The organism is Streptomyces sp. NPDC005963, assembly GCF_040638655.1.
GTDB lineage: Bacteria > Actinomycetota > Actinomycetes > Streptomycetales > Streptomycetaceae > Streptomyces.
The window spans coordinates 153,452-167,048 of the sequence record NZ_JBEXVD010000009.1 but is presented as its reverse complement, the minus strand read 5'-3'; the positions used below and the strand labels follow the sequence as shown (position 1 = coordinate 167,048).

Sequence of the window (13,597 nt, the reverse complement as noted above, 5' to 3'; positions counted from 1 at the left end):
CGGGTCCGGGTGGCAACGCGTCAGTGAGCCGACTGCGTCGCTTCCTCGACCCACCTACGGGCCTCAAACGCGAAGTCGACCTTGCCCACGTCGTGGTGGGCCGCGAGATAGCGACGGGCCGGAGGCTTGTCGCGCCAGTAGAACTGGTCCGGGGCGCCGGGCCGCAGATGGATCTCGCAGCCGACGGCGTTGGTGACGAACGCCAACTCCAACGATTCCGGACGGTCCGCCGTGCTCAACTGGTCCTTGAGGGCGAAGACCTGATGGCAGTAGAGGTGTGACTCCGTGTTCGGCACCCGCTCCTCCTTCACCTGGGAGAACTCCCAGGAGTAGCCCGCGCCAGCCAGAGCGTTGAAGACCACCTCGTGCAGGGGCAGCGCGGCGACGTGGACCAGGTCGTAGTCCCGCTGCTCACGCTCTCCGCCCTCCTCCTCAAGTTCGGTGTGCACTCCGAGCACCACACCGACCGTCTGACCGGAAATCTCGGTCAGCGGCGTCTCCCACTTCAACCGCTCCTCAAAGGTCTTGCGTCGCTCTTCACCGCTCTGAAGTGTCACCCGGCCGAATCCGGGATACACCCGGCCAAGGGACCGGTGTTGGTGTCCCCCCTGGTACTGATCGGCCTGAACCCCGAGGTCAAGGCCGAGGTAGTCGACTTTGAAGACCCCCTCCACCGCGCGTACGCACACTTCGCCCTTCAGCAGCCCGCCCGGCTGGACGGGGCCTGGAGCGAGCTCCGTCTCGACCTCCGCCGTAGTGCCGCTCTTACCGAACAGCCTCTTGAACACCATCTACGGGCCCTCCCCAGAACACCGTTGGCTGGTTCGCGCACAGTCGGCGCAACCCGGGTCATTATTGGCTGGATCTGCCGAGTTGCTCCACCTCATCACGTGGAACTCTCCGTTCGGCGGGGAGGGTTCGGGGCCGGGGGAACGCGCCCAACTGGAGATTGTCGAGCCCCGCTGGCCGGAACGCCGGGGTCCGGTGGCTTCGGGAACACGGCGGTGTCGATGTCGTGGTGGTCCTGGACGACGACGGCCTTCTGCCTCGGACCGACACCTTCGAGCTGATCCGGGGATCCTTCGTCGAGAACCCGCGCCTTGGAGTGGTGAGCTTCCGGATCGTGGACGAGGACGGTCTGACGCAGCGCAGGCATGTTCCCCGCTTGGGCTCGTCCGATCCGACCCGTTCAGGTGAGGTCACGACGTTCCTCGGAGGCGGGCACGCCATCAGAATGAGCGTGATCGACGAGGTGGGCGAGTTCCCGGAGCCGTTCTTCTACGCGCACGAGGAAACCGACTTCGCCTGGCGGGCGCTGGACGCGGATTGGGAGATCCACTACCGGGCGGATCTGCTCTTGCGTCACCCCAGTACCGAACCCTCCCGCCACGGCGCCTACTACCGGAACACGGGCCGGAACCGAGTGTGGCTGGCCAAACGCCATCTGCCGGCGGTCCTGATCCCGGTGTACCTCACGTCGTGGGCGCTCTACACCCTGGCCCGCAGGCCACCCCTGGCCGGTCTCGCCTCGTGGTGGGCCGGATTCTTCGAGGGAGTCCGTACTCCCTGTCCGCCGCGCCGCCCGATGCGATGGCGGACGGTGTGGCGCATGACCCGCCTGGGACGCCCGCCGGTGATCTGATCGTCTGCGCTGCTGGTGCGCGTCCGCGCTCGTGCTGAAGTCCGACCTTCCGGTGTACGGGGCCCGTACAACCATTCGCCCGGTTGATGGGTCTTCGCTTCATCGCAACGTGTGCTCTCTCGTTCGAAAGCCTCGGGGCCCGTCGGGGTCCCGCACCGCACAGGAGACTTCAGCCGTTCATGCACAGACACCTTCGGCTCACCCTCGCCACCGCCGTTTCCGTCGCCCTGACAGGTGGATTGCTGGCCGTCACTGCGGGAGCGGCGAGTGCCGCGACCAAGCCGGCCAAGTATCCCGATGACTTCAACGGCGACGGCTACCGCGACTTCGCCGCATTCCAAGACACGAACAGCCCGCGCGGTGGCGCGGTGAAGGTCATCTTCGGCACCGCGAAGGGACCTGGTACCAAGACCCAGGTGATCAGCCAGTCCAGCCCCGGTGTCCCTGGCACCGGCGAGACGGATGACGAGTTCGGCAAGCGGAGTGCCGCTGCTGACTTCAATGGTGACGGCTACGGCGACCTCGCCGTCTCAGCTCCTTCCGAGGACATTGGCCAGAACCAGAACCAGGGCACCGTAACTGTCCTGTGGGGTTCCAAGAACGGCCTCGACGGTGGTACGGCCGTCCCCAACAAGGTGGCTGTGGCGCCCTTCGCCACATTCGGGGTATCCCTGGCCGCCGGTGACTTCAACGGTGACGGCAGGCCGGAACTCGCCGTGATCGGACGGAGCAGGACCCACATCTACCAGGGCACGTTCACCCGGCAAGCGATCAGCGAGAAGGTGACGAGCCCGGACCACCCCACACTGTGGGACACCGGGCTTATCGCGGGCGCGGTCACCAAAAACAAGGCCACTGACCTGGTCGTACTGGGATTCTCGTCGGATCCCAAGGTGCGCGTGAGCGAAGCGTGGTTCCTCAAGGGAGGCACGAAGATCACCCCTGGAAAGTCCCAGCGGCTCGGAGCCGACAACAACGTCAGCCTCAACGGAGTGATCGCTGACTTCAACAAGGACGGCTACGGCGACATCGCCGTGGGCAATCCGTGGGACGCGAACAACTCCGGGTCGGTCACCGTGTGGAGGGGCGGCTCCAGCGGCCCCGGTACCGCGACTCGCATCACCCAGTCCACGTCGGGCATCACCGGCACACCAGGACGAATGGATCGGTTCGGCACCTCCCTCTCTGCGGGAGACATCGACCGCGACGGCCATTCCGACCTTGCGTTCGGTGCCTATGGCGAAACTGTTGGCGGCCGTTCGTTCGCCGGAGCTCTCCATGTCCTTCGGGGTGGCAAGGGCGGATTGTCAGGCACCGGATCGCAGTTCATCACCCGTTCCACGGCAGGGGTTCCCGGATCCGCCAGGGAGGACGACGAGCTCGGTGTGTCGGTTCGACTGCGTGACCTGAACGGCGACGGCCACGCGGACCTCCTCGCACGCTCCACGAGCTCCTCGCTTCTGATGCTGGGTGGCAAGAGCGGGATCTCCACCCAAGGGATCACCGAGGTCGCCCCGGAGTTGATTGACGGAAGCCTTCAGTAGCGCGTCGGGCCCAACCGGCGTGCTCGGTAGAGCGCCTCGCGCTGTACCGAGCACGCCGCCCGCACTGCGATATGTCACGCCTAACCGCACCACCTGCTGACGCCAGATCCGTGCTGAGCCTGTCCGGACCGGGTGGGTGGTATGAGTCGGCGACCCGGTCGGTGTCAGTCGAGGAAGTGGTCGAACTCGCCTGCTTTGACGCCTTGGATGAAGGCGGCGAGCTTGGCGCGGTCGGTGGTGATGACGGTGTTGGGGGTGTCGCTCTCGCGGATGAGGATGGTGTCGTGGTGTTGGGCTATCTCCACGCAGTCCTCTCCCTGGGCCCCTGAGTACGTTGATTTCTGCCAGCTAATGGGTGCGCTCAAGTCTCTGCCCTCACAGTTCTCGCGCGATGCTACGAATGATCTTGCGTGATTCTGTCGGGTCGAGCGAAGCGTGTGTTGCCATGTTGAGCAACACTCTGTACTTCTTCAACTCTGCTTCCGCGTCCAGATAGTGTCCACCGATCGCGCTATCGATGCGCACTGTGTCCAATTGCGGGACCTCGGCGTCTGCATAGAGCACGGGCTGAGTGGCCTCGGTGAAGCTCTCGTTGGCGAAGAGGATCACTCGTACGGTCACCTCGGGCCGCTCAGTCATGTCCAAGAGGTGGTGAAGCTGTTCGCGCGTAACATCCCGCCCGCCGAACCGCATTCTGAGTGCTGCCTCATGAACAACCGCCATCAGGGGCGGTGGCTCTTTGCTATCGAGGATCGTTGCCCGCCTCAGCCGATGTTCCACGCGGGCCTCAAGCTCGTCGTCGGGTAGACGCGGCCACACGCTGGTGAAAAGGGTGCGTGCGTAGCTTTCGGTCTGGAGTAGACCTGGCATGGTCACGCTCTGGACGGAGCGAAGTGCTCGGGCGTGCCACTCCAACTCTGCTATGTCCAGGAAGCCTGGGGCGAGGACGCCTCGGTACTCGTCGAACCAGAACTGGCCGCGCCGTTCCTTCGCGATCCCGCACAAGGAATCGATCAGGCGCTCGTCGTCGCATTGGTAGAAGGTCGCCAACCGCCGTAGGCGTTCTTCCGTGATGCCGACCCGCCCGGATTCGGTGTGGCTCATCCTGGTCTGGTCGATCGAGAGCAGCGCCGCAGCTTCGCGCGCAGTCCTGCCCGCCGCCTCGCGAAGCTTGCGTAGTTCCGCGCCTAACCGGATTTGACGGGTGGTCGGATTGTCCCTCGGCGGCATGAGTTCCTTCCTCTTCCTCGCTCCATGCGTTCCGTAACCGTGCCATGGGGTGGTGCCTCTCCGCGACCAATGGCCAAACCTTGCCCGGGAAAACATTTACCCCTATGGTCACTGACAGCACCGCGTAGCCAGCCGGTAACTCACCGCAGTGCAGTCTCTGCCGTGTGCCCTCGCGGGTCCGGCAGCGGCCAAGCCGCGGTGGCGGGCGCGCGGGTACCAGCGGCGTTGGGAGACACGGCATGACACCCTCATCAGCCTTAACGCTCGAATCCGCCCGTGGCATCGGGCAGTTGCAGTTTCAGATCCCCAATACACCTGTCGCGTCCAGACATGCGCGCGAGTGGCTCACCGGGCCGCTGCGGGCATCGCACCCGGTGATCGCCGATGATGTGCTGCTCTGTCTCTCCGAGGCGGTCGCCAATGCCCATCGGCACACCACCAGTTCGATGATCCGCGTCGACAGTCTGATCATCGAGGCGTCCGTGCTCGTCCAGGTCCACGACGATCGCCCCGGTGGGCTGCCCGCGCCCGCCGATCCGCGGGCGGACGCGGAGCACGGGCGGGGGCTGACCCTCATCGAGGCGTGTTCCGACGCCTGGGGCGTGGTTCCTCGTGGTGGGCCCCGGAGCAGGGGCAAGACCGTCTGGTTCGTGGTGTTGACGCGAGGGTCGGAGGAGGGCTGATGTCGCTCACCGTGCCCCTATGTCCTGCTGGCGGAGGCCCGTTCGCGGAGTGAGGAGGCGCGGATGTGCAGTCGGGCGGGGACGGTCACCGATGCGGGTTCCTGTTGGGGGTGTTCGATGAGGTCGATGAGGGCCGTCACCGCCGTACTGGCCGTGCGGCGCGGGTCGAGGGAGACCGTCGAGACCGCGGGCGCGGTCGGGGTGTCGGTGGCGTAGGACGGGTCCTCGCTGGCGCAGACCAGCAGCAGATCGGCGGGGACGGAGAGGCCGCAGCGCGCGGCCGATGCCAGGACGCGCCGTCCGCACGGGTCGTAGAGCCCGTAGATCGCGTTCGGGCGGTCCGCGCCCGACAGGACGGTGTCGTACGTGTGGCCGTCCTCGTCGCCCACGGCCATCGGGAGGACGCGCGGTGGGACCCCGCGCCCCGCACACCACTCCCGGTAGGCCGCCACACAGGTGCGCGTGTAGTGGTCGTCGGCGACTCCCGCGATCAGTGCGACGCGGTCGGATCCCTGGGCCGCGAAGTGGTCGAGGACTTCATGGGTGGTGGCCCGGTGGTCGTTGTCCACGTACACCTCTCCCGTGCGCGGCTCGGTGGGGTGTCCGTCGAAGGCGAGCGGTAGGCCCCGCGATCGCAGGATCCGTACGACCGGGTCGTCGCCGGGGCTGTCCAGCACCAGGACCCCCGCCACCGGCAGCGCCGACCACATCGAGTCGTCGGGTGCCGAGGGGAGTGCGGTGAGGGCGTAGCCGCGCTTGTGGGCGGCGGCGGTCGCCGCCGCGATGGCCTGGGCGAAGAAGGGGACGTCCGCGAAGTCCCAGCGCCGGTGGCCGTAGGTGGTGACGGTGAGCGCGAGGGTGCGGGAGGCGGTGGGGCCGCCGTACCCGAGCGAGGCGGCGACGGCACGTACCCGGGTGCGCGTGGACGCGGTCAGTCGGCCGGTGCCGTTGAGGGCGTTCGACACCGTAGCGGTGGAGACCTCGGCGGCACGGGCGACATCGGCGATCGTCACGCGGGACACGCGCTCAGGGTACGGAACCGGCCAGCGGTCCGGAACGTGCGCACCGGACGGCCCGAGCGCTGTGCACGGTCCGGGTACGGATGAGGAGGAAGCCCGAGCTCAGCGCGGCGCGCTGCGGAATTCGTCGTGACAGAGGCTGATATGGCCGAAATTCGCCGCGGGAGGGCGATGGTGGTTACGGGGTTAACCACGAAGGATGCGGTGCAGCCGAGCACTTGGAGGAGTGATGAGCCCCGAGCTTTCCCGTCGCCGTCTGCTGGTGTCCGCCGGAGGTCTGGGCGCCGCCGCGGCCCTGGCCCCCGCGACCACCGCGTCCGCCGTGTCCTGGCCCAAGCGGCACTCGGCGGCGTACGTCGTCCACAACGCCAAGGTCCTGACCGGCGGGAACGGCACCAGGACCGCCGAGGCCATCGCGGTGGGCCGGGACGGCAAGGTCATCGCCACCGGTCCCTCCGGGGTGATCCGCAAGCTCGTCGGCCGGGACACCGAGGTCATCAACGCCTTGGGCGGCACGGTGATGAACGGGATCGTCGACGGCCACGCCCACCCGCTGGAGGCCGGCGCCAGATCGCTGAATCCGAGCCTCCACCACCAGGAGGTGACCGTCCCGCAGCTCCAGGAGATCCTGAAGGGCTTCCTCGCCGACAGCGCGTCCAAGGAGCCGGACGGCTGGCTCGTCGTGGAGGACTGGAACCCGATCGGACTGCTGCCCACCGGCACCGTGCCGAGCCTGGGCATCCTGGACGCCCTCCCCACCCGTCGCCCCATCGCACTCATCGGCAACGACGGTCACAACACCTGGGCCAACCGGCGTGCGCTCGCGATCGCCGGCGTCACCGCGAGCACCCCGGACCCGGCGGGCGGCGAGATCGTCCACGGGCCCGACGGCTCCCCGACCGGGCTGCTCAAGGACGAGGCCCAAGGGCTGGTGCGACGGCACATCCCCGAGGCGACCGAGGAGCAGTTGCTGAACGCCTGCGCCACGACGCTGGCGTACGCCGCGTCGCAGGGCATCACCACCTTCATGGACGCGGTCGTCGGCGACTGGGAGCTGAAGACGTACGCCGCTCTCGCCGCATCGCGAAGGCTCCCGCAGCGGGTCGTGCCCGCGCTGCGGCTCAGCGCCGACCAGGCCAAGGACCCGGCCGCGGCCCTGAAGTACGTCAAGGACCTGCGCAAGAAGTACGGCGGGGTGAACCGGCTGTACTTCGGCACCGTGAAGGCGTTCCTCGACGGGGTGATCGAGTACCCGGCGCAGACGGCCGCCCTGCTCGCCCCCTACCTCGACGAGCAGGGGAGGCCCACCGGCAACCGCGGTGATCTGTATGCCACATCGGCCGAGTTCGGACGGCTGGCCACCGTGCTCGACCGCGCCGGGTGGCAGCTCCACGCGCACGCCATCGGCGACCGTGCCGTGCGGACGGCGCTGGACGGCTACGAGACGGCGGTGCGGGCGAATGGCCGCCGGGGCAACCGGCACACCGTCACCCACCTGCAACTCGTGCACCCCGACGACTACAAGCGCTTCGCACGTCTCGGCGTCGTGGCGTGTATGCAGTTGCAGTGGGCGACCCGCAACGCCTGGACCCTGGACGCCCTGCTGCCGTACATCGGCAAGGACCGTCACCGGCTGCTCTACCCCGCGCGCAGCCTGGAACGCAACGGCGCTTTCCTCTCCGGGGGTTCCGACTGGCCGGTGGACCCGCTGGGGAGCTGGAACCAGATCCGTACCGCCATCGACCGGCAGGGCCACGACGGCACCGACGGCGCCCTCTACCCCGAGCGTGAGGCGCTGAGCCGGGCCTCGTCGCTGCGGATGCACACCGCCGGATCGGCCCATCAGCTGCGGCTGGAGGGCATCACGGGCTCTCTGACCCGTGGTCGCGCTGCGGACCTGGTGATCCTGGACCGCGATGTGACCCGGGTCCCGGTACGGGAGATCGGTACGACGCAGGTGCGGTTGACCCTGGTCGACGGCAAGCCCGTGTACGAGGCCGACTCAGCCGCCGGCAAGGCCCTGCGCGCGTCCCAGGCGGTGGGCGCGGTGGCCCGGCCGGCGTCCTTGCAGCAGGTCCACGGCGACCGGCACAAGGCGTGCGGGTGCGGTTCGGACCGGAGCGCCCGGGTCTGATCGGTCCAGCGACGGCCGGGGAACCGGTTCCCCGGCCGTCGCTGCGCGCTCGCCGTCAACGCGTCGCGGAGTTCCCCCGACGGGACGCGAGGGAGAACTCCGCTGCGAACGCCTCCTGACCCAGCGCCGCGATGACCCTGGCGGTGATGCGGTCCACATCGCCGCGCTCGGCCTCCGGCAGCGGAGCACCGGACAGCGCCCGTGCACGGGCCGCCGTGCCCAACAGCCGAGCTGCCGCCACGGGCTCGCCGCCGAGCGCACGGGCGCCCGCAAGGCCCTCCTGTGCGAGGGCGACGGCCCGCGGGTCGCCACTGTCACGGGCCACGGTGAGCCCCCGGGCATGGAGCGAACGGGCCTCGGACGCATCGCCGCGCTGCTCGGCGAGGAAGCCGAGTTCGGCGAGGAGGAGCGCGGGCCCGGGCCCGAACTCGACCTCGCGATGCCAAGCCAGAGTCTTGCGGAGCAGCGTCTCAGCGCGGTCGAAGTCGCCTTCCCGGCGGGCCCCGAGGGCGAGACCGATCTCGGCGTGGACCTCACCAGCCGCATAACCGTGTTCCGCGGCGAGGGCCATGGCCTCGTGGTGGAGTGTGGACGCACGGGCGAAGTCCCCCGTCAACAGGGCCACCCGGCCGAGCCCGGTGAGCCGATCCGCGGCATCCGGCCAGAACTCCAACTCCTGGGCCAGGCGAAGCCCCTGCTCGTGCAAGTACGCGGCACGGGCGTAGTCGCCGCTGATCGAGGCCAGCGCCGCCAGGGGGTACGAGGTCTGAAGCCGGCCCCAGGCGTCCCCGTACCCCTCGAAGACCGCATGGGCTTCCGCCGCGCTGTCCCGGGACGCGGTGAGGTCACCCCTCAGCAGTGCATGGATGGCCCGGGTGCTCAGCGCCGCGGCGCTCCCCCAACGGTCATCGGACGGGCGAAAGCCGGTCAGGGCCCGGTCCACCAACGCCTCACTGCGGGCCAGGTCTTCGCCTGCGGTGAGGGAGGCGTAGCCGAGGAACCACACGGCGCGCGCATGGTCGGCCCGGTGGTCGACGCCCTCCATGGGCAGGCGTGCGCGTTCGCTGTGGACCCCTCCGACCAGCAGGGCGAAGCCCGCGTGCCACAGGGCGGCTCGGGACCGCACGTCGGTCCGGTCGTCACCGGTGATCCGCAACGTCTCTCCGAGCGAACGCACGGCCTCGCTCAGCCGGCCGCGTAGGAACCAGTACCAGGTCGAAGCGAGCGAGATGCGCGCTGCTGCGGTGCCGTCCCCGCTGCGCACGGCACACTCCAGGGCGGTGCGCAGATTGGCGCTCTCCCGGTCGAGGCGCGTCAACCAGTCCTGCTGTTCGGCGCCGTGGAGCATGGGCGCGGCACGCTCGATGAGGTCGGAGTAGACGCCGTGGTGACGCCTCCCGACGGCCTCGGACTCGCCCGCCTCCGTCAGTCGTTCCCGTGCGTAGGCCGCCACGGACTCCGGCAGCCGGTAGCGCGGCCCGTCGGCCACCGTGACGAGCGAGCGGTCCACCAGCCGGATCAGCGGGGTCAACACGTCCTGCTGGTCATCGCCGCACACCGCTTCGGCCGCTTCGAGGGTGCAGCCGTCGGGGAAGACCGACAGTCTGCGCAGGACGGTCCGCTCGTCGTCGCCCAGCAGCTCCCAACTCCAGTCGATCACCGCGCGCAGTGTCCGCTGGCGTGCAGGTGCACCGCGGTGGCCGCCGGCGAGCAGCCGGAACCTGTCGTCCAGCCGGGCGGACAGTTCGTGGACGCCCAGCGCGCGGACCCGGGTCGCGGCCAGTTCCAGCGCGAGGGGGATGCGGTCGAGTCGGCGGCAGATCTCCGCGACGGCCGCCGCGTTGTGTTCCGTCACGGCGAATCCGGGTGCGGCGGCGGTGGCACGCTCGACGAACAGCCGCTCGGCGTCGGCCTGGGGCAGGGGCGGCACCGTCCACACGGCCTCGCCCGCCAGCCCGATCGGTTCCCTGCTGGTGGCGAGGACGGTCAGCCCCGGTGCTGCGGCCAGGATTCTCCGGATGACGTCGGCGGCCGAGTCGATGACGTGTTCGCAGTTGTCCAACAGCAGCAGGAGCCGCCGGGGGCGCAAGGCGTCCTCCAGGCCCGCTGCGCCTTCCTCGCGTATCCCGAGAGCCGCGCTCAATTGCTCGGCCACCTCCGTCGAACCGGCGAGGCCCACCATCCGTACGCCGTCGGGACGGGTGCCCGCGAGTCGGGCGGCGACCGCCTCGGCCAGTCGGGTCTTTCCGACCCCTCCGGGGCCGGTGAGCGTGACCAGCCTCTGCACGGCGAGCAGTCGGCTGATCGCGGAGACCGCTCCCTCCCTGCCGACCAGACCCGTGAGCGGGGCCGGCAGGGCGCTCTCGTTCCGTCTGCGGGCGACGGTCGCCGTCTCCAACGCCCCGTCGTGCTCCAGGACCGCCTGGTGGAGGGCGACCAACTCCGGGCCGGGGTCCACTCCCAGCTCATCGGCCAGCAGCCTCCGCAGTCCGGTGTACGCGGTCAGCGCCTCGGACTGCCGGCCGGACCGGTACAGCGCCCGGATGTGGACGGCGCGCAGCCGCTCCCGCAGGGGGTGCCGGGCCGCCAGCTCTCCGAGTTCATCGGCGAGCGCATGGTGTTCACCCAGCTCCAGCCGGGCTTCGGCGAGCGCTTCCCACGCGGTGAGCCGCTGTTCCTCCAGGCGGCTGACCGCGGTGTGGAGGAACTCGACGTCCCTCAGATCGGCGAAGGCGTCTCCGCGCCACAGGGCCAGGGCGTCCGTCAGCAGGTCGGCCCGGGTCCGCGGGTCCTCGACGTCGTACGCGGCGGCGGTCAGGTCGGCGAACCGCTGGGAGTCCACCTCGCCAGGACCCGTTCGCAGCAGGTATCCCGGGGCCCTCGATTCGACCAGTTGCCCCGCGCCCGGCTCGCCCCGTGCGAGGGCGCCGCGCAGTCGGGAGACCTTCGTCTGGAGGGCACCCGCCGGATTGCGGGGCACCCGCTCGCCCCACAGGTGGTCCACCAGCCGGTCGGTCGACACCGTCCGTCCCGCATGGACGAGCAGAGCCGCCAGCAGCGCGCGGACCTTGGCCTCGGGGACGTCGACCGGAGTGCCGGCCGTCGTGGAGACGGCGAGTGGACCGAGCACGGAGAAGCGCATCCCGGAACGGTAGCCGGGCTTGTGCCGGAGCCGAACCGTCCGCAGGCCAACGGTGGCCGGGCGCCTCCCGGAGCCGAACCGTCCGCATGCCGGCAGTGGTTCCGACAGCGGTCCGGCAGTGGTTCCGACAGCGGTCCGACAGGGGTCCGACAGCGCGGGCGGCGACAGTGCTGTCAGCCGGATGGACCGGCTCGGTGCAGTCGACCGAACAGCAGCAGGAGTAGAAGGATGACCGTCTTGGAGAACGAGAACCACGAGCCGTCCACGGTGTCCGTGATCGGTCTGGGGCAGTTGGGAACCCGGCTCGCCCAGGCGTTCCTCGGCGCAGGCCACGTGACGACCGTGTGGAACCGCAGCGCGGCGAAGGCCGACGCCCTCGTCGCCCAGGGGGCGGTCCGGGCGGACACGGTCGAAGCGGCGCTCGCCGCGAGCCCCCTCGTCGTGGTCTGCCTGCCGGACTACGCGACCGTCGAAGACCTGCTCGGGCCGGTGGCTGACGGTCTGCGCGGCCGGGTGCTGGTGAACCTGACGTCCGGCACTCCGCAGGACGCGGCGGCGATGGCCGACCGGGCGGCGGCGCACGGCGCCGGCTACCTGGACGGTGCTGCCATGAGCGGTACCCGGCTGGTCGGACGACCCGAGGCACTGTTCGTCTTCAGCGGCTCGCGCGATGCCTTCGGGACCCAGCAGGAGGTGCTGGCGAGCCTGGGCAACGCCGTGTACCTCGGCACCAGTCCGACGCTGGCTCCCGTGTACGACACCGCTCTGTTCGGCCTGGTGTGGGGAGCGTTGGCCGGCTTCTACCACTCCGTCGCCCTGGTGGGTGCGGCGGACGTCGATCCCACGGCCTTCGCGGCGGTCGCACAGGGGCACATGCCGTTCGTGACCTCGCTCATGGTCGAGCACGCACGTCAGATCGAGGACGGAGGGTTCCCCGACGACGACGGCACCGTGGAGGTCCACCGTGCGGCGATGGAACATCTCGTGCACACCAGCAGGGCACAGGGCATCGGCACCGATGTGCCCGACCTGTTCCAGTCGCTGCTGAAGCGGGCGGTGGCGGGAGGCCACGGTCAGAGCGGTATCGCGAGTGTCGCGGCGACGATCGCGAAGGGGGAACAGAATGTCTGAGTCGACCCGAAGGACCACGACGGTGGACGGAGTGCCCGGGTCGCATCTGCGGGTCGACGGAGCGCCCGGGCCGACCAAGCCGCGCGTGACGGTCATCGGGCTCGGCCGGATGGGCACACCGATCGCCGTCGCCTTCCTCAACGCCGGCTACTCGGTGACCGTGTGGAACCGCACCGCCGAGAGGGCCGAACCGCTCGTCGCCCGCGGTGCCGTCGTCGCGGCCACCGTCGCCGATGCCGTGGCGGCCAGCCGCCTGGTGATCGCCCCGCTCCTCGACCACGAAGCGGTGCGGCAGGCCCTCGCTCCGGCGGTCACCGCGCTGCGCGGCCGGACCCTGGTCAACCTCGCCAACACCACCCCCGACCAGGCCCGGGAGTTGGCGGCCTGGGCGGTCGGACACGGCGCCGACCACCTCGATGGGGCGATGATGGCCCTTCCCCAGACCGTTGCGACCCCCTCGGGGTTCTTCCTCTACAGCGGTTCCCCTGACGCCTTCGCCGCTTTCCGACCGGAGTTGGAGGTGATGGCTCCCGCGCACTACTTCGGTGCGGACCCCGGTGCGGCGGAGATCCACGATCTCGCCGTGCTCGGCACCGGATACGCGGCTCTGGCCGGCTTTCTGCACGCGGCGGCCCTGCTCGACTCGGTGGGCACCGGGCCGGATGTGTTCGCCCCGCTCGCCGCCCGATGGCTCCACGGCATGGCCGACTTCCTGCCCGAGTTGGCACGGGAGGCGGGATCGGGGGCGTACGCGGAGGGGGTCTCCACGGTCGATTTGAACCGGGCCGCGGTCAGCAACCTCGTAGACCTCAGCAGCACCCAGGGCATCGCCGCCGATGTGCACGCTCCGCTGAAGGCACTGCTCGATCGACGGGCGGCCGACGGCCACGGGCAGGACAGCTTCTCCAGCCTGTTCGAACTGCTGCGGGTACGGGGCAGTGCGGCGGGGTGAGCGTCGGGGGAACCCCGGACACACTGGCCGGGACCTTGTTCTTCCCCGTTCTTGCCCGTTCTTCCCTGTCGGTCTGGTCGGGCAGGACCCCGGACGCCAACTGGCCGGTCAGCTGGCCTA

10 protein-coding genes and 1 pseudogene are annotated in these 13,597 nt (G+C 69.7%); 6 read left to right on the top strand and 5 right to left on the bottom strand.

Annotation, left to right across the window (positions count from 1 at the left end):
• Window positions 1-20: 20 nt before the first annotated feature.
• The gene (locus ABZ348_RS15620; RefSeq protein ID WP_358933216.1) at window positions 21-791 is read right to left on the bottom strand and encodes a sporulation protein; all 771 of its coding nucleotides are present in this window, start codon (window positions 789-791) and stop codon (window positions 21-23) included.
• Between the two features lie 167 nt (window positions 792-958).
• On the opposite strand from ABZ348_RS15620, the pseudogene ABZ348_RS15615 reads away from it, so the two are divergent.
• Window positions 959-1,642 (top strand): annotated as a pseudogene (locus ABZ348_RS15615) (glycosyltransferase family 2 protein); the annotation flags it as partial.
• Window positions 1,643-1,821: 179 nt separating this feature from the next.
• Window positions 1,822-3,186, top strand: coding sequence for a VCBS repeat-containing protein (locus ABZ348_RS15610; protein ID WP_358933214.1), 1,365 nt, complete (start codon window positions 1,822-1,824; stop codon window positions 3,184-3,186).
• A 164-nt stretch (window positions 3,187-3,350) separates the two neighbouring features.
• Here ABZ348_RS15610 and ABZ348_RS15605 read toward each other — a convergent pair whose 3' ends face one another.
• The gene (locus tag ABZ348_RS15605) at window positions 3,351-3,551 is read right to left on the bottom strand and encodes a DUF397 domain-containing protein (RefSeq protein WP_358876854.1); all 201 of its coding nucleotides are present in this window, start codon (window positions 3,549-3,551) and stop codon (window positions 3,351-3,353) included.
• 10 nt (window positions 3,552-3,561) lie between these two features.
• Window positions 3,562-4,416 (bottom strand): helix-turn-helix transcriptional regulator, encoded by an 855-nt coding sequence (locus tag ABZ348_RS15600; RefSeq protein WP_358933212.1) that lies wholly within the window; start codon window positions 4,414-4,416, stop codon window positions 3,562-3,564.
• A 239-nt stretch (window positions 4,417-4,655) separates the two neighbouring features.
• On the opposite strand from ABZ348_RS15600, the gene ABZ348_RS15595 reads away from it, so the two are divergent.
• A complete protein-coding gene (locus ABZ348_RS15595) occupies window positions 4,656-5,099 on the top strand; it encodes an ATP-binding protein (RefSeq protein WP_358933210.1) in 444 nt (147 codons plus the stop codon).
• Between the two features lie 17 nt (window positions 5,100-5,116).
• On the opposite strand, the gene ABZ348_RS15590 is transcribed toward ABZ348_RS15595, so the two are convergent.
• Window positions 5,117-6,121: a LacI family DNA-binding transcriptional regulator gene (locus ABZ348_RS15590; protein ID WP_358933208.1), complete on the bottom strand. Its 1,005-nt coding sequence runs from the start codon at window positions 6,119-6,121 to the stop codon at window positions 5,117-5,119.
• A gap of 226 nt (window positions 6,122-6,347) precedes the next feature.
• Between ABZ348_RS15590 and ABZ348_RS15585 the strand changes: the two genes are divergently transcribed.
• Window positions 6,348-8,252, top strand: coding sequence for an amidohydrolase (locus tag ABZ348_RS15585; protein ID WP_358933206.1), 1,905 nt, complete (start codon window positions 6,348-6,350; stop codon window positions 8,250-8,252).
• A gap of 55 nt (window positions 8,253-8,307) precedes the next feature.
• Here the strand turns inward: ABZ348_RS15585 and ABZ348_RS15580 are convergent, their stop codons facing one another.
• Window positions 8,308-11,394: a BTAD domain-containing putative transcriptional regulator gene (locus ABZ348_RS15580; protein ID WP_358933204.1), complete on the bottom strand. Its 3,087-nt coding sequence runs from the start codon at window positions 11,392-11,394 to the stop codon at window positions 8,308-8,310.
• A gap of 228 nt (window positions 11,395-11,622) precedes the next feature.
• Here ABZ348_RS15580 and ABZ348_RS15575 point away from each other — a divergent pair, with 228 nt between their 5' ends.
• Together ABZ348_RS15575 and ABZ348_RS15570 are read left to right on the top strand one after the other, a co-directional pair.
• On the top strand, window positions 11,623-12,525 hold the full coding sequence (locus tag ABZ348_RS15575) for an NAD(P)-binding domain-containing protein (RefSeq protein WP_358933202.1): 903 nt from the start codon (window positions 11,623-11,625) through the stop codon (window positions 12,523-12,525).
• Window positions 12,518-13,477, top strand: a complete 960-nt coding sequence (locus ABZ348_RS15570; protein WP_358933200.1) for an NAD(P)-binding domain-containing protein — start codon at window positions 12,518-12,520, stop codon at window positions 13,475-13,477. Before ABZ348_RS15575 ends, ABZ348_RS15570 begins: the two co-directional genes overlap by 8 nt.
• The last annotated feature ends 120 nt before the right edge of the window (window positions 13,478-13,597 follow it).

Bases quoted from the DNA above. Each gene is read 5' to 3' on its own strand.
- ABZ348_RS15580 (WP_358933204.1), bottom strand. From the start codon at position 11,394: ATGCGCTTCTCCGTGCTCGGTCCACTCGCCGTCTCCACGACGGCCGGC.
- ABZ348_RS15570 (WP_358933200.1), top strand. From the start codon at position 12,518: ATGTCTGAGTCGACCCGAAGGACCACGACGGTGGACGGAGTGCCCGGG.
- ABZ348_RS15620 (WP_358933216.1), bottom strand. From the start codon at position 791: ATGGTGTTCAAGAGGCTGTTCGGTAAGAGCGGCACTACGGCGGAGGTC.
- ABZ348_RS15575 (WP_358933202.1), top strand. From the start codon at position 11,623: ATGACCGTCTTGGAGAACGAGAACCACGAGCCGTCCACGGTGTCCGTG.
- ABZ348_RS15595 (WP_358933210.1), top strand. From the start codon at position 4,656: ATGACACCCTCATCAGCCTTAACGCTCGAATCCGCCCGTGGCATCGGG.
- ABZ348_RS15610 (WP_358933214.1), top strand. From the start codon at position 1,822: ATGCACAGACACCTTCGGCTCACCCTCGCCACCGCCGTTTCCGTCGCC.
- ABZ348_RS15585 (WP_358933206.1), top strand. From the start codon at position 6,348: ATGAGCCCCGAGCTTTCCCGTCGCCGTCTGCTGGTGTCCGCCGGAGGT.
- ABZ348_RS15600 (WP_358933212.1), bottom strand. From the start codon at position 4,416: ATGCCGCCGAGGGACAATCCGACCACCCGTCAAATCCGGTTAGGCGCG.